Genomic DNA, 24,358 nt, shown 5'->3' with positions numbered 1-24,358 from the left:
GCTCTGGAAGCGCCCCCGCTCAGCGGTCTGTGGAGGACCCGGGCGTGTCGCCGTCGTCATGGCCCTGTTGTGGAGGAACAGGGTCGTCCTGCAGCTCGGCGAGCTCGTGCTCCTCCACCTCAGACTCGTGGTCGGACTGATCGCTGGGCTCGACCATCGGCAGCCGCAGCGTCATCGTGGCCCCGCCGCCGGGCGTCTGCTGATGCCGGACCGTGCCGCCGTGCTGGGCAGCGATGGCCGCCACGATCGCCAGGCCCAGCCCGGTGCCGCCGGTGCCCCGGTCGCGCGAGTTGTCCGCCCGGTAGAACCGTTCGAAGATCCGGGCGGCGTCCTCCTCGGTGATGCCGTCGCCATGGTCACGGACCTGCAGCACCGAATCGGTCCGCCCGGCGATCAGACTCTCGGTGCCCACCGCCAGCTCGATCGGGGACCCCTCCGGCGTGTAGCGCAACGCATTGGTGACCAGGTTCATCACGATCTGACGGATCCTGCCCTCATCGCCGAGCACCGGTGCCGCAGTCGGGGCGCCGCCGTCGAGGCCCACCACCTGCACGGTGCGGTCCGGAGCATTGACTCCCATGTCCATGGCGGTGTCATGGGCGATGAGATTCAGGTCCACCGGAGCCAGCTGCAACGGGCGCTGCTCGTCCAGCCGGGCGAGGGTGAGCATGTCCTCCACCAGCTGACCCATCCGCTTGGCCTCGGACTCGATGCGGCTCATCGCCGCACCGACCGCCTCCGGATTGTCGCTGACCCCGCCCTGGCGATACAGCTCGGAGAACCCGCGGATGGTCACCAGGGGAGTGCGCAGCTCATGGGAGGCGTCCTGGATGAACTGCCGCATCTTCTGTTCGGAGGCCGTCTTCGCCCGGAAGGCCTCCTCGATGTGCTCCAACATCACGTTCAGCGACCTGGAGAGCCGGCCGATCTCCGTCTCCGGAGGGGCAGAAGTCTCCACGCGCTGGGAGAAGTCGCCGCCCGCGATCGCCGCAGCGGTCTTCTCCACCCGGAACAGCGGCCGGAAGGCGCGGGTCACCACGGCATAGGCGATCGTGGAGGCCCCCAGGGTCGCCAGCAGGCCGATCGTGGCCACCAGGAACGTCGCCCGCTCCACGGAGGTGTCCACGTCCTCCAACGGCAGGGCGATGGCCAGCGAAGCCTCCCCGGACTCCAACCGGTAGACCTGCACCCGCCAGCCCCGCGAACCCTCCGTGGTCCCGGGCACCTCGAAGGACTGTCCCGCCTGGGCGAGAACCTCCTCGGCGCTCAACGGGGGGATCTCCGGCAGGTCCTGGCCCTCGACCCGACGGTGGGTGGCGCTGTACTCCAACGGCTCGCCGTCATTGGTCAGCAGCACGCCGTAGAACCGCAGGATGGCCAGAGCGTTGGCCCGGTCCTCCGGCTCGGTGCCCATCTCGGTGAGGTACATCGAGATGTTGTTCCGGTTGGTGTAGAGGTCCTCATCCAGATTCCGCAGCAGCTCCTGCCGGAAGAGCGAGGCGGAGACGAAGGTCGTCACCGCCAGGGTGAGCAGCAGCAGCCCGGAGATGATGAAGACCAGCTGGGTGCGCAGAGACGCGCTGCGCCACCTGCGGGCGAGGGAACGGACCGGGGTGAACGCCATGCCGGGAGGCTCAGTGGGACAGGCCCTGGGAACGCTGCCTCCGCTCCCAGGTCTGCAGCACGTAGCCGACTCCTCGCTTGGTCTGGATCATCGGGGCGCCGTCGGCGCCCGAATCGATCTTCCGCCGCAGATACGAGATGTAGGACTCCACGATCGAGGCGTCACCGTTGAAGTTGTACTCCCAGACATGGTCCAGGATCTGCTGCTTGGAGAGCACCCGGTTGGGGTTCATCATCAGGTAGCGCAGCAGCTTGAACTCCGTGGGGGAGAGATCCACCATCTCGCCGTCGCGGCGAACCTCATGGGCGTCGTCGTCGAGCTCCAGGTTGTCGATGACGATGACGGCGTCCTCATCCTGGTACGGGGCGGTGCGGCGCAGCACCGCGCGGATGCGCGCGACCACCTCATCCAGGGAGAAGGGCTTGGTGACATAGTCGTCGCCGCCGACGGTCAGTCCGGTGATCTTGTCGTCGGTGTCGTCTCGGGCGGTGAGGAACAGCACCGGGAAGTGCTTGCCTGTCGCCCGCAGGCGACGGGTCACCGTGAAGCCGTCCATGTCCGGCAGCATCACGTCCAGCACGGCGAGGTCCGGGTGGAACTCCTCGGCGGTGTCCAGCGCCTCCCGGCCGTTCGAGGCCGCGGCGACCTCGAATCCGGCGAAGCGCAGGGACGTGGCCAGGAGCTCACGGATGTTCGGCTCGTCGTCGACGACGAGCAGCTTGGCTTCGGGAGTCTTGTCAGTCACGGCGCTAGTGTCTCTCGCTTGTCTGGGAGTCAGCTGGACAACTGCTGTGTGCCCAGTATGGGTTCCCGGGGTCCTGCCTGTCACGACGCGGGAAGCTTCAGACGATATCGGGGTCATCGAGGATCGTGTATCCGTAGCCCTGCTCGGAGAGGAAGCGCTGACGCTTGGCCGCATAGTCCATGTCCACTGTGTCCCGGGCGACGATCGAATAGAAGTGCGCCCGCTTCTGCTCTTCGGGGCCCTGCACACCGGACTCCGGGGAGGGCTGTCCGCCGGGTCGGAGCAGGCGTCCCAGCCGCTGGGCCTCCTCCTGCCGCGAGCCGAAGGTCCCGGAGACCTGGATCGCCACCGAGGCCTGCGGCAGGTCGATGGAGAAGTTCGCGATCTTCGAGACCACCAGCACGTCCACCTCCCCGCGGCGGAACTCGTCGAAGCGGCGCTGCCGCTGCGCCGTCGACGTCGATCCGGTCAGCACCGGAGCTCCCAGGCGTTCGCCGAGGCCTTCCAACTGCTCCACGAACTGCCCGATCACCAGGATGCGTTCGCCATGGTGCCGGTGTCGGGCGACCAGGCGCTCGACGACGGCGTCCTTGGCCCCGGTGCCGGCCGCCAACCGGTGCCGCTCCCGATCCGTGGCCGAGGCGTAGTCCATCCGTTCGCCCCGGGGCAGATCCACCCGGATCTCCACACACTGGGCCGGGGCGATCCACCCCTGGGCCTCCATCTGCTTCCACGGGGTGTCATAGCGTTTCGGCCCGATCAGCGAGAACACCTCCCGCTCGCGGCCGTCCTCGCGGACCAGAGTGGCAGTCAGCCCCAGCCGCCGTCGGGCCTGCAGATCCGCGGTGCGGCGGAAGATCGGCGCGGGCAGCAGGTGGACCTCGTCATAGATGATCAGCCCCCAGTCGTGCTCGTCGAGCAGCTCCAGATGGGGGTAGAGCTCGCCGCGCCGGACCGAGAGCACCTGATAGGTGGCGATGGTGACCGGTCGGACCTCTTTGCGGTCCCCCGAGTACTCGCCGATCTCATGCTCCTGGAGAGTGGTGCGGCGCAGCAGCTCCTCCTTCCACTGTCGGGCCGCCAGCGTGGAGTTGACCAGGATGAGCGTGATCGTCGCCGAGGTGGCCATCACTGCTGCGCCCACCAGGGTCTTGCCCGCGCCGCAGGGCAGCACGACCACGCCGGAGCCCGAGGCCCAGAAGCTCTCCACCGCCTCCTGCTGATACGGGCGCAGGGACCAGCCCTCCTGCACCAGGGCGATCGGGTGCGCCGTGCCGTCGACGAACCCGGCCAGGTCCTCGGCCGGCCAGCCCAGGCGGACCAGCTCCTGCTTCAGCTCCCCGCGGGCCTGTCCGTGCACGGCGACGGTGGTCTCGTCGATCTGTGGCCCCAGCAGAGGGACGACCGTCTTCGCCCCGGAGACCTCCTCCACGATGGCCGGGTCCTGGCCGCGCAGCACCAGTCCGTGCTGGGCGTCCTTCTCCAGACGGATCCGTCCGTAGCGGCCCATCGTCTCGGCGATGTCGACCAGCAGCGCGTGGGGCACGGGGAAGCGGGAGAACTCCAGGAGGGCGTCGACCACGGTCTCTGCGTCGATGCCGGCGGCCCGGGCGTTCCACAGTCCCAACGGGGTGACCCGGTAGGTGTGCACATGTTCCGGGGCGCGCTCCAGGTCGGCGAAGGCCGCCACCGCTCGGCGTGCGGCGTCCGCCTGCTCGTGATCGACCTCCAGCAGGATCGTCTTGTCCGACTGGACGATCAGCGGTCCGCTCATCGGGGCTCTCCTCCATCACTCGTGTCCTCCACCAGACGGACGGCGGTGATCCGATGGACCAGCAGCACCGACTCATCACCTCCTCCGCGACGACGCACCCGCACTCGTCCGGCGTTCAGGGCCGTGGGCAGCCCGGAGAGCTCATGCTCGCGGCCCTCGGCGTCGACCCGGCGCAGCCACACCGGCTGGCCGGCGCGCACCGCGGTGCGCAGCAGACCCATCACATCGGAGCCCGCGACCGTTCCGGACCCCGGGGCGTCACTGACGGCCCCCTCCTGAGCGGCCTCGTCCTCCGGAGCTCCGGCCAGCGCCGCTCCGGCACGGGTCGCCGTCCCGGAGCGCAGTCCGGCCAAGGTGCGGGAGACCAGCTGCGGGTCAGCCTGCTGGGCGGAGAACGTCCGCACCGGGGACTGCTGCCAAGGCGACTGCGGCAGCGTCCAGGCCTCGGCGGACTCGGTGAGGTCATCCTCCAGCCGGGCGGTGGAGCGGGGGCCTGTCGAGGCGGAGATCCCCTGCTCGTCCGCACGGCGGGTCTCCAACCCGACCTCGGTCAGGGCCCGGGCGAGGGTGGCGGCGTCGGCGTCGCAGATCAGGACCTCATCGGTGAGCTCACGCAGCCCCAGCGATTGCAGCCCCGGGTGCCCGAGCAGCTCAGTCCGCCGCTGAGCGTCCCGGGCCAGCAGCCAGCTGCCCGCGGCGCCGATCGTGACCCCGTCCCAGGTGCGGGCGGCGTCATCGATGAGTGTGGACAGTGCCGAGGGCACTTCGGAGAGGCTGTGTGCGGTGAGGAACTCGCGGATCCCCCCGGAGGTCCAGCCTGCTGAGATGCCGCGGCGCAGCGAGGCGGCGGTGAACCGGAAAGTCGGCACCCCGCCGCGGGTCTCCTTCTCCGCGATCGCCTCCAGGCCTGCGGCGACCTCCGGGGCGAGCGCACCCGCGGCCACGGCGGTCAGGTCCGACTGGACGTGGATGCGGTCCACCTGGGCCGGCAGGGCCTCGGCGAGATGCTCCGCGGTCCGTGCCAGCCGCTGCTGCCACGAGCTCGGCTCGGGGGAGCCCTGCGCCGAGCCCTGTCCCGAGCCCTGTCCCGAGCCCTGTCCCGAGCCCTGTCCCGAGCCCTGTCCGGGGCTCTGTCTGGGGCTGACCGGCTCCGTCGGAGCCAGCACCCGGCCGGTCTCGGTGAGCGTGCCGGCGGCGAACAGCCCCAGGCGTTCGGCCTCGCGGACCAGCGGCGGAAGCACGGTGCGGACCCGTGCCATCAGCACGGGGCGGTCCCAGGTCATGCGATCGATCAGAGCCCCGGTGAGCGCCCGCGGGCCGGGCTCCTCGTCGTCGGGAAGGTCCAGGGCGTACAGCGCCGGGGTGGAGGTGCGGTGATCAGCGGCGTCGTGACCGGTGTGGTCGGCCTGGAGCATCGCTGCGGTGCGCAGCACCCGGGCGCGCAGCGCGGGAGCGTCGCCGCGTTGACGCTCCGAGGTCAGCGCCGGGGCGAGCCGGGCGGTGGGGTGCGGACCGCGCAGCAGCAGCGGGGAACGGGGCGCGAGCAGCCAGCCGGAGACCAGCAGCTGGTGCTGCCGGTGCCGCGGGGCCCGGCGCCAGCGGCGTGCGGTCCCGGTCAGCCTCCAGCGGTCGGAGTCCACGTCGAGCTCCACCAGACCGGCTGCCGCGGCGAGCTCCAGCAGCCAGCCGGTCTCGCCGATGTCGGTGTCGCGCGGACGGGCCGCACCGAGGCGGGCCGCGCTGAGACGGCGCAGCTCGCGCATCCCCACTCCGCCGGTGCGCAGGGTCGCCGCCGGTTCCTGATGCACGGCGGTGAGCAGATCGCCGACGTCGGCGAGCAGCTCGGAGACGGCGGCCAGGGAGGCGTTGCGGACCAGCGAGGCCGGACCGGCCTCGGAGACGGCCCGCGGGGGTTCCAGGGTCAGGGAGTCCAGCCCCAGATGCAGCCCGGTGAGCACTCCGGGCAGGCTGCCTGGCACGGCGAAGCGTCGGGATCCTGGGGAGGTGGGGGATGCGGCGTCGTCGTGGGGGAAGATCAGCCCCAGGCGCTGGAGGCGGTCCAACACCTCGTCCAGTGCCTCCTCCAGGGCCGGGTCCGGCGCCGTGGCGGGGGCGTGGAGCGGGCGCCCCGCGGCGAGGGCGCAGAGCACGGAGAGCGCGCCGGCGTCCAGGCGCTGCAGACAGTGCCGCAGGCTCATGTCCGACTGGGCGCGCACCGCCAGCCCGGTGAAGTCCCCGGGGGAAGGGTGGACCAGGTCCGGCCGCTCCTGCAGCATCACGGCCAGCGCGTCGTCGTCACGGGCGGCGAGACGACGGGCCAGAGCGGCGAGGCTGAGCTGTGTGTCAGGCATCCTCAGCGGGCCGCGGCGGCGCGACGACGACGCCGCCCCATGGCCTGCAGCACGGAGGTGATCATCAGGACGAAGCCCAGCGGGAAGCCCCACAGCGCGGTGAAGTACAGTGCAGGGTGCGGGTCGGCCTCGGCGAAATAGAGGCCGAGGATCAGCACGAGCGCCACGAAGGCGGCAGCGGTGATCGCCACGCCCAGGAACAGGACGGCCCGGGCGGACGCCGGGGCGGCAGTGGTGGACATGGAAGCGATTCTATCTCCACCGCGTGCCCCAGGTACTCTGGAAGACAGTCGAGATGACGCGCGCGACCGCGCCGCGGCTCGACCTCAGTGATCCAGAACGAGTCGAGGACGAGGTAGAGGAACGTGCCAACCGGGAAAGTGAAGTGGTTCGACGCCGAGAAGGGCTTCGGATTTCTGACCTCCGAGGACGGGCAGGAGGTGTTCCTGCATTCCTCGGCCCTGCCCGCCGGCGTCTCGAGCGTGAAGGCCGGGACCCGTATGGAGTACGGCATCGCCGACGGCCGCCGCGGGAAGCAGGCACTCTCGGTGCGCATCCTCGACGAGGGTCCCTCGGTGGTGCGGGCCACCCGGAAACCGGCTGAGGAGATGGCGTCGGTGGTCCAGGACCTGGTGAATCTGCTGGACTCCACCACCGGCAACCTGCGCAAGGGTCGGTACCCCCAGTCTGCCCAGTCGAAGAAGATCGCGGCGCTGCTGCGCCGCGTGGCCGACGACTTCGACGCCTGACCTGCACCACCCGTCACCCAGTTCCGGAGGTCATCATGCCGAAGAAGGACGCCGTGCTCAGCGAGGCCGTGGACCTCGCCCGTGAGGCGCTGCGCGAGATCGCCTCGGATGAGCAGGTCGGTCAGCACCTCTCTGTCACCGCGGAGGAGGATCGCCTGCACACCCATCGGTTCGCCGCGATCCGGCCCGGGTATCGAGGCTGGGAATGGTACGTGACGGTGGCTCGCGCCCCGCGGGCGAAGAAGGTCACGGTCTGTGAGGTCGGCCTGCTGCCGGGTGCGGGCGCCCTGCTCGCCCCGCCGTGGATCCCCTGGGCCGAGCGCATGGATGAGCAGGAGAAGAAGGAGCTCGCCGCCGCAGAGGCGGCCGCCGCCGAGTCCGCCGAAGAGTGAGCCCAGGCGCTCCATACGGGAGGGGCCTGGACACCGTCGACACGGTGCCCAGGCCCCTCCCGTATGAGCAGGCCGGTCGCCCGGAGGCTCCGGCGACCTGCGCGGGGGCGTCCCGCTCAGTGGGTGAGCCGCTCCAGCACGAAATCGATCGAGCGCAGCAGCTGAGCGACGTCCTCGGGGTCGATCGCCACGAAGGTGGCGATGCGCAGCTGGTTCCGTCCCAGTTTGCGGTAGGGTTCGACGTCGACCACACCGTGGGCGCGCAGCGTCGCCGCCACCTCGGCGGCGTCCACCGAGTCGTCGAAGTCCACGGTGACGATGACGTTCGAGCGGTCCTCCGGCCGCTGGACGAACGGGGTCGCCAGGCTGTGGGCCTCAGCCCAGGAGTAGACCCGCTGCGCCGAGTCGGCGGTGCGGGCCGCCGCGAAGTCCAGGCCGCCGGCGCCGTTGAGCCAGTCGATCTGCTCGGCCAGCGTCACCAGGGTGGCCAGGGCGGGAGTGTTGTAGGTCTGGTCCTTGCGGGAGTTGTCGATCGCGGTGGTCAGGCTGAGGAAATCTGGGATCCAGCGGTCGGCGGCGATCCGCTCGGCCCGCTCCAGGGCCGCCGACGACATGATCGCCAGCCACAGGCCGCCGTCGGAGGCGAAGTTCTTCTGCGGCCCGAAGTAGTAGGCGTCGGTCTGGGCGACGTCGACGGCGAGCCCGCCGGCCGCCGAGGTGCCGTCGACGAGCACCAGGGAGCCGTCGTCGGCCCCCTCCACGCGGCGCACCGGGGCGGCCACACCGGTGGAGGTCTCATTGTGCGGCCAGGCGTAGACGTCGACGCCGGCCTCGGCCTGCGGCGCCGGTCGGGTGCCGGGCTCGGCGGTGAGGATCGAGGAGGCATCCAGGTGGGGAGCCTTGTCGGTGGCCTTGGCGAACTTGGCCCCGAACTCACCGAAGGACAGGTGCTGAGCGCGGTTCTCCACCAGGCCGAAGCTCGCCACGTCCCAGAAGGCGGTGGAGCCGCCGACGCCGAGGATCACCTCATGGCCCTCAGGGGCCTGGAACAGCTCAGCCAGTCCGGCGCGGACCCGGCCCACCAGGTTCTTCACCGGGGCCTGCCGATGAGAGGTGCCGAGCAGCTCGCGCCCGGCTGCGGAGAGCGCTGCGACCTGCTCGGGGCGCACTTTGGAGGGCCCGGCGCCGAAGCGCCCGTCGGCGGGGAGCAGCTCGGCGGGGATGGTCACGCGCTCAGCGGACATGGGTGATCTCCTCGACTTCTCGGACATGCGACGGTCTGCACAGGTGTGGACGAGCTCACGTCGTCGGCACCTGTGACAGGGCCAGCCACTATGCTGGGGGTGTTGTGGGGATGCCGAGCATCACGTTATCAAGTGTGCGTCCTCCACCTCCGGACGGGCAGAGGAAAGAGAGTCATCGTTGACGGATCTCATCGACACCACTGAGATGTACCTGCGCACCATCCTGGACCTGGAGGAGGAGGGCATCGTGCCGCTGCGTGCGCGCATCGCTGAGCGGCTCGAGCACTCCGGTCCCACGGTCTCCCAGACGGTCGCTCGGTTGGAGCGCGACGGGCTGGTGGTGCTGACCGAGGACCGTCACCTGCAGCTGACCGAGGCCGGCCGGGATCTGGCGGTGGGGGTCATGCGCAAGCACCGGCTCGCCGAGCGGCTGCTCTCCGACGTGATCGGACTGGAGTGGCCCTACATCCACGAGGAGGCCTGCCGCTGGGAACACGTGATGAGTGAGCGTGTGGAGCGGCGCCTGGTGGAGATTCTGCACGATCCGGTGGAGTCGCCTTATGGCAACCCGATCCCCGGGCTGGAGAAGCTGGGCGTCACCCGGCAGGCTGAGTCGTCTCGCGGAGAGCTGATGACTCTGCGCCAGGCGGCGGAGGACCACGCGGACGATGCCCAGGCTCGCGCCTCGTGGCGGGTCCAGCGGCTGGCCGAGTCCATTCAGGTGGAGCCTGAGGTGCTCGAGCAGCTTCTCGAGGCGGGGCTGCGTCCCGGGGCCGACGTCGAGCTGGGCGCAGTGGATCAGGCCTACACCACGCTCTCGGTGACGCATGACGATGTGAAGGATCTGGAGGTGGAGATCCCGCTCGAGGTCGCCCAGCACATCTTCGTCACCCCCCGGTGAGTCGCCGCACCCCGGTGGGCGCCTCCGCAGGCGACCTCCGCGCCTGCGTCGCATCCTTGTGCATCACGGGTGTGTCACAGAACACAGCAGAAGATGTCACGGACCGTGACCTGTCTTCTCCGGCGCCGGAGATTCGGCATCGCATGTCGTTGACCTGTGGTTTTTCGAGGCAAGAGGGCGTCCGGCAGATGCCGTACGGCGGGGCCTCCGGAATCGGGATGACACTCGCCGTGACCTGAGCGTGACATTTATACCGATCTGTTATACCGTCGGTGCTGTGCCCGGGATGAGAGACCGAATGCCCGGTGCGCCTCCGGTCAGATATGACTTCTCTGCCACTGTCCGGAGCCGTTCGACAACTACCGCATGGCAGAGGGCGGGGCACGCGGTCATCTATGGACCTGGAGACGAAGCTTCCCCGGCTTCGGACTCCACGCAGGCAGGCCCCGTCGACACAGGGAGAGGTTTTCAACAAAGTGACTGACAACATGACGAGTGTCTCGCGCCGTGACCGGCGCCGCCAGGCATCCCTGGCGCGAGCCGTGGTCAACAACGCCGGATCCTTCGGCCGTGGCGCAGCAGTTGCCGTCGCAGCCACTGGACTGGTGGTCTCCACCGGTGCCGCCGCCAACGCTGGTGTGGGAAGCGCCTCGGTCTCCGACGGCCGCGAGGTCTCCACTCTGCAGGTGTCCCAGTCGGACCTGGCGGTCGAGCGTGCGAGCAACAGCACAGCCGTCACGGTGACCGCATCGCCCAGCGCAGACCTGACTTTCGACCGTCCGGCCGTCGCCTCCGAGTCGGGGGCCGACGCTCAGGCGGAGACCGAGGTCGAGGAGACCGAGTCGGTGGCCATGAGTCACTCGCTCAGCGACTACCTGCCGGGCACCCGCGGCCTGGTCGAGCAGCTCGCCGAGCTGGAGGGCGTCTCCGCCGAGGCGCTCTTCGATGAGCTCGTCGCCGACGGCACCTTCGTGACCGCCAGCGGCATCCTGGACCACTCCGCGCTGGCCGCCCGCGTGGCCGAGCTGACTCCGGCCCAGGAGCCCACCCCTGAGCCTGAGCCGGCTCCGGAGCCTCAGCCGGAGCCCGAGCCCGCTCCGGAGCCTCAGCCCGAGCCGGAGCCCGAGCCCGAGACCACGCAGGACAGCGGTGCCGACCTCGAGGTGGCCGCCTCCGGGGACGACTCGGACGAGGAGCCCGCCTCGGGCGGCTTCGAGGCAGTCGTCTCCGCCGCCTACGGCGGCGTCGGCAGCCCCTACGTCCTGGGCGGGAAGAGCCCCAGCGGCTGGGACTGCGGCGGCTTCGTCTCCTGGGCCTACGCCCAGGCCGGCATGGGCCACATCAGCGGCAACACCACCGCTCTGCGCAACTCGCCGCACCTGAGCGTGACGAGCAACCCGCAGCCGGGTGACATCGTCGTCCAGAACGGTGGCGGCCACGTGGCCATCTACGTCGGCAACGGCCAGATGATCGGCGCCCAGAATCCCAGCGTCGGCACCATCCTGTACGGCGCTGAGCGCACCGGCAACACGACGAACTACTACCTGACTGCTCGCTGATCGCTTCGGCGATCCGCGCACGAGCCGTGGCCGTGCTCCGAGACTCTCGGAGCACGGCCACGGCTCGTTCTGGCTCGGGGTCACCCTGCTGACCGGGTGTGATTCCCCGCAGATGGTGTCGTTTCGGCGAGACAGCGTCTATATTGAGGGCGTACAGGCGCGGAACAGCGCCCCGCGGCGCTGATCCGTCCCTGCCATCCGAGGTACGGAGGGATCGCCATGCGCACACTGGTGCTCAACGCCGGCTACGAGCCGCTGAGCGTCGTGTCCTCCCGGCGTGCGGCCGTGCTGGTCATGCATGGCAAGGCCAGCATCCTCGCCGAGGACGGCACCCCGATCGTCTCACCCAGCGCCCTGGTGCCCCGGCCGGCGGTGATCCTCCTTCACCGCTACGTGCGAGTGGTCCGACGCCGCCCCAGCGCCCCGTCCCGTCGCAGCATCCTGCGGCGGGATCAGCGGCGCTGTGCCTACTGCTCCCGCCCCGCCGACACCGTGGACCACGTCGTCCCACGTTCCCGGGGCGGCGACTCGAGCTGGGAGAACCTGGTGGCCTGCTGCGGACCCTGCAACGTCCACAAAGGAGATCGCACCCTGGATGAGATGGGATGGACCTTGAGCACCACGCCGTGGGTCCCGGCTCACTACGCCTGGCTCCCCCACGAGCTCGACGCACCGCATGACCTGTGGGTCCCGTTCCTGGATCATGCCTCCTGAGGGGCGGACGACGGCCGCGATCCTGCTCGCGGGCGGACGCGGCAGTCGGCTCGGCGGCGTCGAGAAGGGCATGCTCGCCCGTGCCGGGGTGCCACTGGTCGCCGCCTGGGCCGAGGCGCTGGCGCGACGGGACATCAGAACGGTGGTCGTCGGCCCGCACCGGCTTCGAGCCCAGCTTCCGCTCGGGACTCGGCTCACCCGCGAGGACCCGCCCTACTCGGGGCCGGCCGCCGCCCTGTGCGCGGGAGTGCGCGCCTTGGAAGACGAGGCGGCCGATCAGCAGACAGGATGGCAGGCAGGACAGCCGGAGGGACAGCCGGCAGGACGTCCGACCGGGCTGGCCGCCGAGCGTCCACAGCATCTGCTGCTGCTCGCCGTGGACACTCTGGACCCTTCAGCCGTGCTCGACTGGCTGCTCGCCCGCCTCCCCGAGACCGGGGCCCTGATCCCGCAGGACGCTGCGGGCCGCGCCCAGATGCTGACCGCGGCCGTGGAGGCCGAACCGCTGCGCCGCCGCGTGCTGTCGCTGGTGCCGGGCGAAGAGGTGGGGCGTCCTGTGCGCTGGCTGCTGGAGGGGATGGATGACGCCGGCGCCCCGGCGGTGAGCGGCCCGCGCCTGCCGGAGGGGCTCGGCGCCGACGTCGACACCATCTCCGATGCCCGTCGCCATGGGGTGAGCCTCCCGGAGCTCGGGATCGAGCCGGACTCACAGCTATGAGATGCTGAGGCCATGGCTGAACGATCCGAGCAGGAGATCACCCGTGAGTCCATCGATCTGTGGGCCCAGGAGCTGGCCCACCACCTCGAGATCGAGGGGGTGGAGGTCGACGTCGACGCCGTGCTGAGCCTGGCCGGTCAGGCCGCGCACACGGTGGTCCGCCCCGCGGCTCCGGTCACCACATTCCTCATCGGCTACGTCACCGGACTGGCCGAGGCCTCCGGTCAGGCCGACTTCGCCCGTGCTTCACGGGCCGCCACACGAGTGGCCGAGCAGCTGCTGGAGCGGCGCGCCCGCGCCGAGGGCTGATGGCGCTCACACCACTTGCCGACGCCCGCCGACGCACCGCTGACGCCGCCGAGACGCTGCGTCGGCCTGCCGTCTGGACGTCCCTGCGCTCGGCCCACGGCGCCCTGCTGGCCGGTCCGGTGTCGGCCCGGCAGCCCATTCCGCATGCGGCGACCTCCGCGATGGACGGCTGGGCCGTGCGCGGGGAGGCGCCCTGGAGCCTGCTGCCCGAGGACGCGTCTGCGGACTCCCGGCGAGCAGGGCGGCCCGCGCTGAGCCCGGCCGACCCGCGGCCGCCTCTCGGTGACGGCGAGGCCGTATCCGTCGTGACTGGTTCCCCGATTCCGGACGGCGCCACCTCGGTGCTGCGCAGCGAACACGGCTGGACCGTCTCCGCCGCCGACGGGCGGACGCTGCTGCACCCCGACGCCCACAGCGGTGACGTCGCGCCCGGCCGTCATGTGCGCCCGTCAGGCTCCGAGGCCGCCGCCGACGAGGTCCTGCTGTCCCCGGGCCAGCTGCTGACTCCCGCCCGGGTGGCCATGGCGGCCGTGGCCGGCCATGACCGCCTCCTCGTCCACGCTCTGCCGACTGTGCGGCTGATCTGCACTGGTGAGGAGGTCATCACCTCCGGGATCCCCGGGCCGGGCGAAGTCCGTGACGCCTTCGAGGTCTCCGTGCCCGCCGCCGTCGCCGCCATGGGCGGACACCTGCACGGAGTCGACCGAGTGGATGACGAGGCCAGCACGCTGAGCCGCCGACTCCAGGAGGCGATCGACGACGGCGTCGCACTGGTGCTCACCACCGGCGGCACTGCACGCTCCGACGCCGATGCGCTGCGCCCGGCGCTGCAGGCCCTCGGTGCGGAGCTGCTCCTCGACTCGGTGGACATGCGCCCCGGCCACCCCGTCGTCCTCGCCCGCGTCGGCGGCACCCTCGTGCTCGGACTGCCCGGCAATCCGCTGGCCGGATTCGCGGCCCTCGCCGCCCTCGGCCAGGTGGCCCTCGATGTCCTGCGCGGAGTCGCGGTCGACGATGCAGTCGACCTGCCCCGCCGCGCCGCCGCGCGGCCTCTGGACGGGGCCCGGCGCGGTCTGCGGCTGCTGCCGGTGGAGGTCCACGACGACGGCGTCCGTGCGGTCGGGCATGACAAGCCGCATATGATGCGGGGGCTCGCCTCCGCTGAAGCCTTCGCCCTGGTGCCCCCGGGCGGGCTGACCGCCGGTGCCGCGGCGGAGGTGCTGCCGTTGGCGTGGCAGTCTGGAAGCATCCCGCCCGGCAGAAGGAGCACCTGATGGGACGGCTGACCCAGCGACACCGGATCATGCGCGTGGGACGCGACGGCGCAGTGCGCAGCCGCGGGGACGTCGTCGCCGTGGAGGAGCCGCTGGAGCTGCGGCTCGGCGGCGAGTCCTTCACCGTGACCATGCGCACCCCCGGGCATGACTTCGAGCTGGCGGCCGGCTTCCTCGTCTCCGAGGGGCTGGTGACCCGCGCGGAGGAGCTGCGCGGCCTGCGCTACTGCGCAGGCACCGACGAACGTGGGCAGCAGACCTACAACGTCCTGGACGCGACCCTGGACTCGCGGGCTGCCCGGCTCTCCATCGGTCAGCACCGACAGGTGCTCACCACCTCGGCCTGCGGCATCTGCGGCACCACCAGCATCGACGCCGTCGAGAAGGCGCTGCCTCCACCGCCGGCCGCCGGGCCGATGCTGAGCCTCACCGTGGAGGCGCTGCTCGAACTGCCGCACACCCTGCGGGCCGGTCAACGCATCTTCGACCGCACCGGAGGGGTTCACGCCGCCGGACTCTTCGACGCCGACGGCGACCTGCTCTGCCTACGGGAGGACGTCGGCCGGCACAACGCCGTGGACAAGGTCGTCGGATGGGCCCTGCTCGAGAGTCGGCTCCCCTTGACGGGCACCGCGCTGCAGGTCTCCGGCCGGGCCTCCTTCGAACTCGTGCAGAAGGCCGCACTCGCCGGAGTCGAGCTGCTCTCCGCGGTGGGGGCGCCGTCGTCGATGGCCGTGGATCTCGCCGAACGCGCCGGCCTCACCCTGGCCGGCTTCTCCCGCGGCGACACCATCAATATCTACACCCATCCCGAACGCCTGGAGGACCTGGCCCCCGCCGCGGTCTGACTCCAGGCGCGTCGCCGCGGCGCCCGGTGCGACACCGCCACGAATCGGTGGGGTGAGCGGTGTCACACACCGGCCGGGTTCTGACAGAATGGGATCATGGGAATCTTCACCGGACGCCGGGGCGGCTCCGACCGCGCTGAGCAGGGCGCCGACGGCCAGGTCCACGGGCGTCGCGTCGAGATCGAGGACATCGACGAGAACGACCTCACCGTCACCGATCCGAAGCAGACGGCGGCGGGGCTGAAAGCCGTGACCGTCTCCTTCGAACGGGGTCTGCAGCAGGGCGGAGCCAGCCGCACCGCCCGCTCCTACCTGCGGGTCAACCAGCCCGGTGGCGTGGACTGCCCCGGCTGCGCCTGGCCCGAGTCCACCACCGGGCACCGCAAGAAGCTCGAGTTCTGCGAGAACGGGGCGAAGGCGCTCGCCGAGGAGAACACCCAGCGGGTGGTCACCCCCGAATGGTGGGCGGAGCACTCCATCGCGGAGTTGGAGGAGAAGACCGACTACTGGCTCGGCCAGGCCGGCCGCCTCACCCACCCGATGATCCTCCGCGAGGGGGACACCCACTACCGGCCGATCAGCTGGGACGAGGCCTTCGAGACCATCGGCGACCATGTCCGGGAGAGCTCCCCGGAGCGCTGCGTGTTCTACACCTCCGGGCGCACCGCCAACGAGACCGCGTTCATGTACCAGCTGATGGCCCGGTCACTGGGCACGAACAACCTGCCTGACTGTTCGAACATGTGCCATGAGTCCTCCGGGTCCGCGCTGACCCCCACGATCGGCGTCGGCAAGGGGACCGTCACACTGGAGGACGTGGAGCGGGCGGAGCTGGTCCTCGTCGTCGGGCAGAACCCGGGCTCCAACCACCCGCGGATGCTGGGATCGCTGACGGAGGCGCGGAAGAACGGCGCGAAGGTCGTGGCCGTGAACCCGCTGCCGGAGGCCGGACTGATGAACTTCAAGGACCCGCAGACGCCGCGCGGTCTGGTGGGGGAGGGGGACAAGGTCTCCGACGACTACCTGCAGATCAAGGTCGGAGGAGATCAGGCGCTGTTCCAGGCGCTGGGCCACCTGCTGCTGGTGGCCGAGGAGCAGTCTCCCGGCACAGTGTTGGACCCGAGCTTCATCGAGTCCTCCACCCTCGGCTTCGAGGAGTACCGGGAGGCCCGTGCACAGATCGACTGGGATGAGATCATCCGGGCCACGGGGCTGACCCGTGAGGAGATCGAGCGCGTCGCCCAGATGCTGATCGACTCGAAGGCGACGGTCATCTGCTGGGCGCTGGGGCTGACCCAGCAGCCGCACTCGGTGGACACGATCCGGGAGATCGTCAACGTGCTGCTGCTCCAGGGCAACTTCGGCAAGCCCGGTGCCGGCGCCTGCCCGGTGCGTGGGCATTCGAACGTCCAGGGGGACCGGACCTTCGGCATCTGGGAGCGGATGCCGGAGGACTGGCTGCAGCGTCTGGACGCCGAGTTCGGCATCGAGTCTCCGCGCGAGCACGGCTACGACTCCACGGATGCGATGCAGGCCATGTATGACGGCGAAGTCGACGTCTTCGTCTCGCTGGGCGGGAACCTGGCCCGGGCGAACTCCGACACTGCGATGATGGAGGCCGGGATGCGGCGCACGGGGCTGACCGTGCAGATCTCGACCAAGCCCAACCGCTCCCACGTGGTCCATGGGAGGACGGCGCTGATCCTGCCGACCCTGGGCCGCTCTGACCGCGACGACCAGCACCCCGGCGGTGCCCAGTTCCTCTCGGTGGAGAATTCGATGTCCATCATCAGTTCCACCCAGGGGCGCCTGGCACCGGTCTCGGACCAGCTGCTCGCCGAGCCGGTGATCCTCTCCCGGATGGCTCAGGCCATCCTGGGTGAGGACCATGTGGTCGACTGGCAGGCCATGGCCGAGGACTACGACGTCATCCGGGACCACGCCTCACGGGTGGTGCCGGGCACCGAGGACTTCACTCGCCGCATCCGGCAGAAGTACGGCTTCGTGCTGCCGAATCCTCCGCGGGACAGCCGCAGCTTCGCCACGCCCGGGGGGCGGGCGGAGTTCTCCGTGCGGCAGCTGGAGTACTTGGATCCGCCCGAGGGGCACCTGGTGCTGCAGACGATGCGGTCCCATGACCAGTACAACACCACCATCTACGGCCTGGACGATCGCTACCGCGGCATCTCCGGCGGGCGCCGCGTGATCCTGGTCCATCCTGAGGATCTGGCCGAGATCGGCTTCGCGGATCGGGACCTGGTCGACGTCGTCTCGGTCTTCCAGGGCGAGGAGCGCCGCGCCGCGAAGTTCCGGCTGGTGGCCTACTCGACGGCGCGGGGCTGTGCGGCCGCGTACTACCCGGAGGCCAACGCCCTGGTGCACCGGAACCTGGTCGCCCGGGAGTCCAACACGCCGGGGTTCAAAGCGATGATGGTGCGGTTCGAACCCCATGACGAGGAATCTGTTCCAGAAGAATTGACCGCTGTTGTCGACTCTGCGGTGGCGATGGCGTAGGCTGAAGCCTGTGCGGGTGCTTCGTTGGCTCCCACGTCGAGTCTCGATGCCCCGCTGATGTAAGGACAGCAAGACTTGAGACAGTCCGTGGCCTTCATTGAACTCCGTGCCCGTCCGGCCTGGTCGGGCTCGGGAAACGCATCGTGATACTCGGTGCATCGTAGGAAAGTAAGGGAAACACAATGGCCACTGGCACCGTGAAATGGTTCAACGCTGAGAAGGGCTACGGGTTCATCGCACCCGACGACGGCTCGGACGACGTCTTCGCGCACTTCAGCGCGATCCAGTCCTCCGGGTTCCGCACCCTCGAGGAGAACCAGAAGGTGGAGTTCGAGACGGCTCGCGGCCCCAAGGGTCTGCAGGCTGAGAACATCCGCCCCGTCTGATCCCCAGCTCTCATCTCTGCCCATGACGCGCTCTGCGCGCTGGCGGTGAGCTGAACCATCAGAAGCACCGGCCCTCCGGAGTCGCCTCGCGCGACACCGGAGGGCCGGTGTTGTTTCTGTCTCCAGGTGGGGTCGCCGCTGCTGGTCTCTCACGCCGTGCGGCGGTCCACCCCGCCAAGATTCTGGGACCCCGCCGATATCGACGGGGTCCCAGAATCTTCAGGGGGTCATGCGGCGCGGAGCGCGGTCCGTCTGCTGGGCCCTTCGGGGTCAGGCCTTGTCGGCGCGGCGTGCTTGGGCCCTGCTGCGCTCCGTGTCACCGCGGAGCATGAGGAACACCGTGGCGGCTGCGGCGACGACGATGGCCACCGCGATCCCGCTGGTCAGGTGCACCCCGCCGACGAAGGCCTCACGTGCGGCCTCCATCAGCGCCGCTCCGGCGGACCCGCCGAGCTGTTCGGAGGCGGCGTGCGCCGCCCCGAGTGTCTGCGAGGCCGCGTCCATGGCGCTGGCGGGGACGTCGTCGACGTGCTCGATGCCGCCGCGGTAGCCGGAGGCCAGGACGCTGCCCAGCACGGCCACGCCCAGCGCGCCGCCGAGCTCGTAGGAGGTCTCGGAGACCGCCGACGCCGCCCCGGCCCGGTGCGGGGGAGCGGAACTGAGCACAGCGTCGTTGGTCATCGTCTCCGCCAGGCCCACGCCCAGTCCGATGAGGAAGAACGAGACCATCACGAAGGCCCACCCGGCCTCGACCGGTGCGAGCATCAGCACTGCGTAGCCGGAGGCGGCGATGAGGATGCCGCCGACGATCACGGCGCGCAGCGAGGTGGCGCGGGCGATCGGGATCACCAGGAAGCTCGCGATCACCGAGACCACCAGGCCGGGGACCAGGATCACCGAGGCCTGCAGCGGTGTCATCCCGTAGCCGAGCTGCAGCAGCTGGGGCAGGAAGAACATCGAGCCGACCATGGCGAAGACGAGCATGAAGTTTGCACTCACGCCGGCGCGGAAGCGGCGGCTGGAGAACAGCTCGAGGTCCAGCAGCGGGTCCTCCAGCGTGCGCTGGCGCCGCACGAAGATCACCAGCAGCGCGACGCCGACGAGCAGTGCCGTGATCGGCAGCACCTCGAGGTGGCCCTCGGCAAGCTTCTTGACACCGTAGACGGCACTGATCATGCCGGTCAGCGAGAGCAGCACGCTCACCAGGTCCAGGCGCCCGGGGTTCGGGTCTCGGGACTCGGTGACCAGCAACGGCATGGCGATGAGGATCAGCGTCACCACGGGCAGGTTGATCAGGAAGACCGAACCCCAGAAGAAGTGCTCCAGCAGGATCCCGCCGATGATCGGGCCCAGGGCTGCACCCGCGGAGAACGCCGAGGCCCAGATGGCGATCGCCAGCGTGCGCTGCCGCGCATCCGGGAACAGGTTCCGGATCAGTGACAGGGTGGAGGGCATCAGCGTCGCACCGGCCACGCCCAGCAGGGCGCGGGCGGCGATCAGCATCTCGGCGCTGACGCTGAAGGCGGCGAAGGCGGACGCCAGTCCGAAGCCGGCGGTGCCGATCATCAGGAGCCGACGCCGGCCGATGCGGTCGCCGACCGAGCCCATGGTGATGAGCAGTCCGGCCAGCATGAAGGCGTAGATGTCGACGATCCACAGCAGCTGGCCGCTGGTGGGTGCCAGATCCTCGCTCAGATGCGGGACGGCGAAGCCGAGCACGGTCATGTCGACAGAGATGAGCACCACGGGCAGCACGAGTGTGGCCAGTCCGAGCCAGCTGCGGGCGCCGGCCCGTGGGGCGGAGTTCTGGGTCTGGACGCTCGCGGTCAGTTGCGAGGACATCGTCCCTCACCTTTCGTTCGCTGCGCGGGACGGCTGGCGCAGCGGTATCAGTTCTGGTTGGTGCCGCCTGGGGCAGATCGGCGGCGTGGAGCACAAGGCCGTCCTGTCGAGCCGTGGGCGGCGCCCGGTGCGGTTCGACGTGTCCCAGCCTACCACGAAACATTACAGATGTAATGTTTGCTGGTGCGAGGGTCTCGGTCGCCACCCATCTTCCCGTCGGGTGTGGCCCGAGACGGCAGATCTTCCCTCGGTCCAATCCGTCAGGGCATCCATTCCGAATCCCCAGTGACGGTCGGGCCGACGAGGGTCCGGTCGGCAGGCCGAGGAGGTTCCTCGGTGAGACGCATGATGACGAGGAGACCCGCCATGAAGACTCAGATGAAGTCCACCGCCTCAGCCGCCCTGGGCATCAGCGCGATCGCGGTGCTCGGGCTCACCGCCTGCGCCGGTGGCGCCGCCGAAGAGGAGGCCCCGGTCGACGAGCAGGAGGAAGCGACCCAGGATGACGCCGTCGCCGACGGCGGCGAGGACACGGGCGAGGACACAGATGAAGGTGCCGGTTCCGACGAGGAGGCGGATCAGGGGATGGATCCGGCCGCGTGGTTGGTCGGGGCCTCCTGCGCCGACTACGCCGAGCAGGTGCCCGAGGGTGAGGGATCGGTGGAGGGCATGGCCCAGGACCCGGTGGCCACCGCCGCCTCCAACAATCCGATGCTCACCACGCTCACAGCTGCCGTCTCCGGTGACCTCAACCCGGATGTCGACCTGGTCGACACTCTCAACGGTGACGAGTTCACCGTCCTGGCACCTGTCGACGACGCCTTCGCCGATGTGCCCGAGGACGATCTGAACGCCCTCGCCGAGGACGCCGATGCCCTGACTTCTGTGCTGACCTATCACGTCATCGCCGGTCAGCTCGCTCCGGATGAGATCGCCGGTGAGCACGAGACCGTCAACGGCGACGTCGTCGAGATCAGTGGCGAAGGAGACGACCTCCTGTTCGACGAGGCCGGGTTGGTCTGCGGCGGAGTGCAGACCGCCAACGCCACTGTGTACATGATCGACGGAGTCCTCATGCCGGAGGCGTCCGAGCAGTGAGGGCAGGCCTCCGCCGCGGGATCTGACGGTCCTTCATTCGGCTTCGAGGCCGCCGCGGCGCCCGAGCAGACGGCCCCGAGGGGCTCTGCCCGGGCGCCGCACTCGTGTCAGGAGTGCAGGGCAGGCCGACATGGGTGAGAAACGGGAGCGAGGCGAGCATGACATGGACAGGATGCGCCTGTGAGACGGGCTGCACTCCGGCAGAAGTACCCGACGGCGGACGGACCTGGCATGCTAGTGACATGGTCGCATCCGAGGGCAGTCCGACAGGTAGGGGATCTGTGCCTCCTGCGGGCGGACCGGATCCCTGCGGCCAGCTGCTCGTCCGCACGGCGGGCGGCGACTCTGCGGCGTTCGAAGAGCTCTTCCGGCTCCAGGGCTCTGTGTTGCTGTCCGTCATCGTCCGGATCGTGCGCAGCCGCGCGCTCGCCGAAGAGATCCTGCAGGACGTCTTCGCCGAGGTGTGGGAGGACTGCTCCCGCTTCGACCCTGCCCGCGGCAGCGGCCGGGCGTGGCTGGTGACCATCTGCCGTCGGCGGGCGATCGACCGCGTGCGTTCGGTCAGCGCCCAGCGGGAGCGCGACACCGCCCACGGGGAGCATCAGCTGCGGCAGACGGCCCCGGACGTGCAGCACGAGGCGCTGGAGAACATCGAGTCAGCCCGGGCGGCACGAGCGGTGGAGAGACTGCCGGAGGACCAGGCGCGGGCGATCGCGCTCGCCTACTATCGCGGCATGACGCACGTCGAGATCGCAGACCATCTCGGCGTTCCTCTGGGCACTGTGAAGACCAGGATCAGGGACGGCATGCGACGGCTACGGAGTTCATTGGGGGTGACCGATGCGCGCTGATCGAGAATATCTCGCGGCGGGCTACGTGCTCGGTGGCCTGAGTGCTGAGGAGACCGCCGAGGCAGAGCGGCTCCTCCACGAGGACGCAGAGTTCGCCCGTGAGGTGGCGGACTTCGATGAGACCATGGCGCTCGTCGCCGAAGACGACGAGCCGGTGGCCCCCTCGGACGAGACGGCGCGTGCCATCCTGTCCATCCCTGGCCAGACGGCCGAGGCCGCGCCCCCTGAGACCGCCGCATCGGAGCACGCTCCGGAGTCGGAGGCGCGCCCGGTGCCGGACCGCTCCCGTCCGCGCCGGAACCGTCCGGCGCTCTACTTCGCTCTGGCAGCCTCTCTGCTCCTGCTGCTGTGTGCGGTGCTGGGAGGCACGGCGCTGCGTATCCACGCGGAGAACGAGCAGCTGCGCGAGACCGTCGCCGCGCTCGACGGCGAGCAGCAGGAGGCCCAGCGTCTCCTGGGCGCGGCGGATCTGGCCGCACAGCATGTCGAGGTCGGCGACGGGTCCAGTGTGACCGTGTCCTACTCGGTCGCCGAGCAGCTGATCCTGGTCACCCCGCATGACATGGCCGACCCCGATGAGGGCCAGGACCTGCAGATGTGGATCATCGACCAGGACGGAGCCCATGATGCCGGTCTGATGACCGCCGAATCGCCCGCGGTCATCACGGAACCGTCCTTCTCCGCCGATGCGGCCTTCGGCATCACCGTCGAACCCGAAGGAGGCTCGGAGCAGCCGACTTCAGAGCCGCTGGTCGTCGCCGAACTGTGAGGGGCTGACCGCTCCGCACCGGGAGGGCCGCACGCCCCATCCGACCGGTGGTCGGCTCCGAACACAGGTCATGGACACAGAACCATGGAGAAGGATCTGGGCGCACCGGCGGCATGCCGCCGCCGGAGTGCTCGCCGCCGCCGTGCTCCTGGGTGTCGGAGATGTGATCGCCCGGGCCTTCCAGCCGACTGCTTCGCCGCTGGTCGCGCTCGGGTCCACGGTCATCGAGTTCTCACCTCCTGCGGTCCAGGAGATGGCGATCTCTGTGCTGGGGCCGTGGAACAAGCCCGTGCTGTTCCTGGGCATGGGGCTGGTCGGCGCGGCGATGGCCGCCGGCATCGGTGCCCTCGGCCGGCGCCGTCGTCGGCTCGCCTCCGGGGCGTTCCTCATGGTGGCGATGATCATCGGCGTCGCGGTGGCACATCGGCCTGAGACCACGGCCGCTGACCTGGTCCCCAGCATCCTGGGCGCCGTCGTCGGACTCGGAGTCCTGCTCGGCCTCTGGAGGCTCGCCGAAGCGTCGCCCCGCGATCGGCGCTTCGGGTCTGCCGTCCGCCCGGACCCCGATCGTGTGCGAGACCCGTCCTCTCGTGAGGACTCCGGCTCACGACGAGCCTTCCTGGCGGCGGCCTCGGGGGCGACGGCGCTGGCGATCACCTGCTTCGCCGTCGGACGATCGATCGGGGCCTTCGGCCGCGAGACGGGTCAACGACTGGTCGAGCTGGTCCTGCCGCGGCCCGCCCACCCGGCGTCGCCGGTTCCCGCCGCCGCGTCGGTCGACGTTGCAGGTGTGCCCCCGTTCATCACGCCCAATGACGACTTCTACCGCATCGACACCGCCTTGGTCGTTCCGGAGCTGGAGCCCGGTGAGTGGACCCTGCGGATCACCGGCATGGTGGAGCAGGAGGTCAGCCTCGACATGAGCGAGCTGCTGGAGCTGCCGCTGGAGGAGCACCACGTCACCCTGACGTGCGTGTCCAACCCTGTCGGCGGCGATCTGCTGGGTACCGCCACCTGGTTGGGGTTCCCCGTGCGAGAGCTGCTGGCCCGGGCGCGCCCCCTGCCCGAGGCGGACATGGTGCTCTCCCGGTCAGTCGACGGCTTCACCGCCTCGACGCCGCTGGAGGTGCTCACCGATGAGCGGGCCTCGCTGCTGGCGGTGGGGATGAACGGCGAGCCGCTGCCCCGACAGCACGGGTATCCCGCCCGGCTCGTCGTCCCGGGGCTCTACGGGTACGTCTCGGCGACGAAATGGGTAGTGGAGCTCCGACTGACCCGCTTCGATCAGGACACCGCCTACTGGACGGACCGGGGGTGGGACGAGAGAGGCCCGGTCCTGGTCTCCTCACGCATCGATGTGCCCCGTCCGCTGGCCACGGTGCCCCGGGACGAGGCCGTCGTCGCCGGGGCCGCCTGGGCGCAGCATGACGGCATCGCCGCAGTGGAGGTCATGCTCGACGACGGCGACTGGCAGGAGGCCGAACTGGGCGCCGAGGTCACCGTGGACACCTGGCGGCAGTGGCGGCTGCCCCTCGAAGGGGTGGAGCCGGGCAGGCATGCGGTGACCGTCCGTGCGATCACCGCGTCCGGGCAGGTGCAGACCGGTGAGCGCCGTGACCCGATCCCGAATGCCGCCACCGGGCGTCACCGCATCGAGTTTCAGGTCGAATGAGGCTTCGCGTCGGCCCCGGGTCGG

The 24,358-nt window shown here is 70.1% G+C and carries 22 protein-coding genes; 15 read left to right on the top strand and 7 right to left on the bottom strand.

What is annotated here, in order from left to right; translation table 11 throughout:
* Positions 1-19: 19 nt before the first annotated feature.
* The 5 genes from ACYVKI_RS08230 to ACYVKI_RS08210 form a co-directional block, all read right to left on the bottom strand.
* Positions 20-1,624: a sensor histidine kinase gene (locus ACYVKI_RS08230; protein WP_460689867.1), complete on the bottom strand. Its 1,605-nt coding sequence runs from the start codon at positions 1,622-1,624 to the stop codon at positions 20-22.
* 10 nt (positions 1,625-1,634) lie between these two features.
* Positions 1,635-2,369: a response regulator transcription factor gene (locus ACYVKI_RS08225; protein WP_460689866.1), complete on the bottom strand. Its 735-nt coding sequence runs from the start codon at positions 2,367-2,369 to the stop codon at positions 1,635-1,637.
* 97 nt (positions 2,370-2,466) lie between these two features.
* The gene (locus ACYVKI_RS08220) at positions 2,467-4,143 is read right to left on the bottom strand and encodes a DNA repair helicase XPB (RefSeq protein ID WP_460689865.1); all 1,677 of its coding nucleotides are present in this window, start codon (positions 4,141-4,143) and stop codon (positions 2,467-2,469) included.
* A complete protein-coding gene (locus ACYVKI_RS08215) occupies positions 4,140-6,494 on the bottom strand; it encodes a helicase-associated domain-containing protein (RefSeq protein WP_460689864.1) in 2,355 nt (784 codons plus the stop codon). The genes ACYVKI_RS08220 and ACYVKI_RS08215 overlap by 4 nt, the downstream gene beginning before the upstream one ends.
* A 2-nt stretch (positions 6,495-6,496) precedes the next feature.
* Positions 6,497-6,736, bottom strand: coding sequence for a hypothetical protein (locus ACYVKI_RS08210; RefSeq protein ID WP_460689863.1), 240 nt, complete (start codon positions 6,734-6,736; stop codon positions 6,497-6,499).
* 123 nt (positions 6,737-6,859) lie between these two features.
* Between ACYVKI_RS08210 and ACYVKI_RS08205 the strand changes: the two genes are divergently transcribed.
* Positions 6,860-7,243 (top strand): cold-shock protein, encoded by a 384-nt coding sequence (locus ACYVKI_RS08205; protein WP_460689862.1) that lies wholly within the window; start codon positions 6,860-6,862, stop codon positions 7,241-7,243.
* A 35-nt stretch (positions 7,244-7,278) separates the two neighbouring features.
* Complete coding sequence (locus ACYVKI_RS08200) at positions 7,279-7,635, top strand: DUF3027 domain-containing protein (protein ID WP_460689861.1); 357 nt, start codon at positions 7,279-7,281, stop codon at positions 7,633-7,635.
* A gap of 116 nt (positions 7,636-7,751) precedes the next feature.
* On the opposite strand, the gene serC is transcribed toward ACYVKI_RS08200, so the two are convergent.
* The gene (serC, locus tag ACYVKI_RS08195; protein ID WP_460689860.1) at positions 7,752-8,879 is read right to left on the bottom strand and encodes a phosphoserine transaminase; all 1,128 of its coding nucleotides are present in this window, start codon (positions 8,877-8,879) and stop codon (positions 7,752-7,754) included.
* A 178-nt stretch (positions 8,880-9,057) separates the two neighbouring features.
* Between serC and ACYVKI_RS08190 the strand changes: the two genes are divergently transcribed.
* The 9 genes from ACYVKI_RS08190 to ACYVKI_RS08150 all read left to right on the top strand — a co-directional run bounded on the left by ACYVKI_RS08190 (position 9,058) and on the right by ACYVKI_RS08150 (position 18,102).
* Entirely contained in the window at positions 9,058-9,780 is a 723-nt protein-coding gene (locus ACYVKI_RS08190; protein ID WP_460689859.1) for a metal-dependent transcriptional regulator, read from the top strand.
* Positions 9,781-10,268: 488 nt separating this feature from the next.
* The gene (locus ACYVKI_RS08185; RefSeq protein WP_460689858.1) at positions 10,269-11,339 is read left to right on the top strand and encodes a C40 family peptidase; all 1,071 of its coding nucleotides are present in this window, start codon (positions 10,269-10,271) and stop codon (positions 11,337-11,339) included.
* Between the two features lie 219 nt (positions 11,340-11,558).
* Positions 11,559-12,053 carry an HNH endonuclease gene (locus tag ACYVKI_RS08180; RefSeq protein WP_460689857.1) on the top strand — a complete coding sequence of 165 codons (495 nt, stop codon included), beginning with the start codon at positions 11,559-11,561 and terminating at the stop codon, positions 12,051-12,053.
* A complete protein-coding gene (mobA, locus tag ACYVKI_RS08175; protein ID WP_460689856.1) occupies positions 12,043-12,771 on the top strand; it encodes a molybdenum cofactor guanylyltransferase in 729 nt (242 codons plus the stop codon). Before ACYVKI_RS08180 ends, mobA begins: the two co-directional genes overlap by 11 nt.
* Before the next feature lie 12 nt (positions 12,772-12,783).
* Positions 12,784-13,080 carry a DUF6457 domain-containing protein gene (locus tag ACYVKI_RS08170; RefSeq protein WP_460689855.1) on the top strand — a complete coding sequence of 99 codons (297 nt, stop codon included), beginning with the start codon at positions 12,784-12,786 and terminating at the stop codon, positions 13,078-13,080.
* Positions 13,080-14,354, top strand: a complete 1,275-nt coding sequence (locus ACYVKI_RS08165; RefSeq protein WP_460689854.1) for a molybdopterin molybdotransferase MoeA — start codon at positions 13,080-13,082, stop codon at positions 14,352-14,354. The genes ACYVKI_RS08170 and ACYVKI_RS08165 overlap by 1 nt, the downstream gene beginning before the upstream one ends.
* Positions 14,354-15,202, top strand: a complete 849-nt coding sequence (fdhD, locus tag ACYVKI_RS08160) for a formate dehydrogenase accessory sulfurtransferase FdhD (protein ID WP_460689907.1) — start codon at positions 14,354-14,356, stop codon at positions 15,200-15,202. Before ACYVKI_RS08165 ends, fdhD begins: the two co-directional genes overlap by 1 nt.
* Positions 15,203-15,298: 96 nt before the next feature.
* Complete coding sequence (locus tag ACYVKI_RS08155; protein ID WP_460689853.1) at positions 15,299-17,716, top strand: FdhF/YdeP family oxidoreductase; 2,418 nt, start codon at positions 15,299-15,301, stop codon at positions 17,714-17,716.
* A 182-nt stretch (positions 17,717-17,898) separates the two neighbouring features.
* Positions 17,899-18,102, top strand: a complete 204-nt coding sequence (locus tag ACYVKI_RS08150) for a cold-shock protein (RefSeq protein ID WP_179541064.1) — start codon at positions 17,899-17,901, stop codon at positions 18,100-18,102.
* A 270-nt stretch (positions 18,103-18,372) separates the two neighbouring features.
* Here the strand turns inward: ACYVKI_RS08150 and ACYVKI_RS08145 are convergent, their stop codons facing one another.
* Positions 18,373-19,944, bottom strand: coding sequence for an MFS transporter (locus tag ACYVKI_RS08145; protein ID WP_460689852.1), 1,572 nt, complete (start codon positions 19,942-19,944; stop codon positions 18,373-18,375).
* 366 nt (positions 19,945-20,310) lie between these two features.
* Here ACYVKI_RS08145 and ACYVKI_RS08140 point away from each other — a divergent pair, with 366 nt between their 5' ends.
* The 4 genes from ACYVKI_RS08140 (at position 20,311) to ACYVKI_RS08125 (ending at position 24,334) form a co-directional block, all read left to right on the top strand.
* Positions 20,311-21,042 (top strand): fasciclin domain-containing protein, encoded by a 732-nt coding sequence (locus tag ACYVKI_RS08140; RefSeq protein ID WP_460689851.1) that lies wholly within the window; start codon positions 20,311-20,313, stop codon positions 21,040-21,042.
* A 281-nt stretch (positions 21,043-21,323) separates the two neighbouring features.
* Positions 21,324-21,893 (top strand): sigma-70 family RNA polymerase sigma factor, encoded by a 570-nt coding sequence (locus ACYVKI_RS08135; protein WP_460689850.1) that lies wholly within the window; start codon positions 21,324-21,326, stop codon positions 21,891-21,893.
* Positions 21,883-22,662: an anti-sigma factor gene (locus tag ACYVKI_RS08130; protein WP_460689849.1), complete on the top strand. Its 780-nt coding sequence runs from the start codon at positions 21,883-21,885 to the stop codon at positions 22,660-22,662. The genes ACYVKI_RS08135 and ACYVKI_RS08130 overlap by 11 nt, the downstream gene beginning before the upstream one ends.
* A gap of 70 nt (positions 22,663-22,732) precedes the next feature.
* Positions 22,733-24,334: a molybdopterin-dependent oxidoreductase gene (locus tag ACYVKI_RS08125; protein ID WP_460689848.1), complete on the top strand. Its 1,602-nt coding sequence runs from the start codon at positions 22,733-22,735 to the stop codon at positions 24,332-24,334.
* Positions 24,335-24,358: the final 24 nt, after the last annotated feature.

This window comes from Nesterenkonia suensis (genome assembly GCF_054782935.1).
Note: the sequence above shows the minus strand (reverse complement) of the source record. Positions and strands in the feature narration are given on the sequence as shown.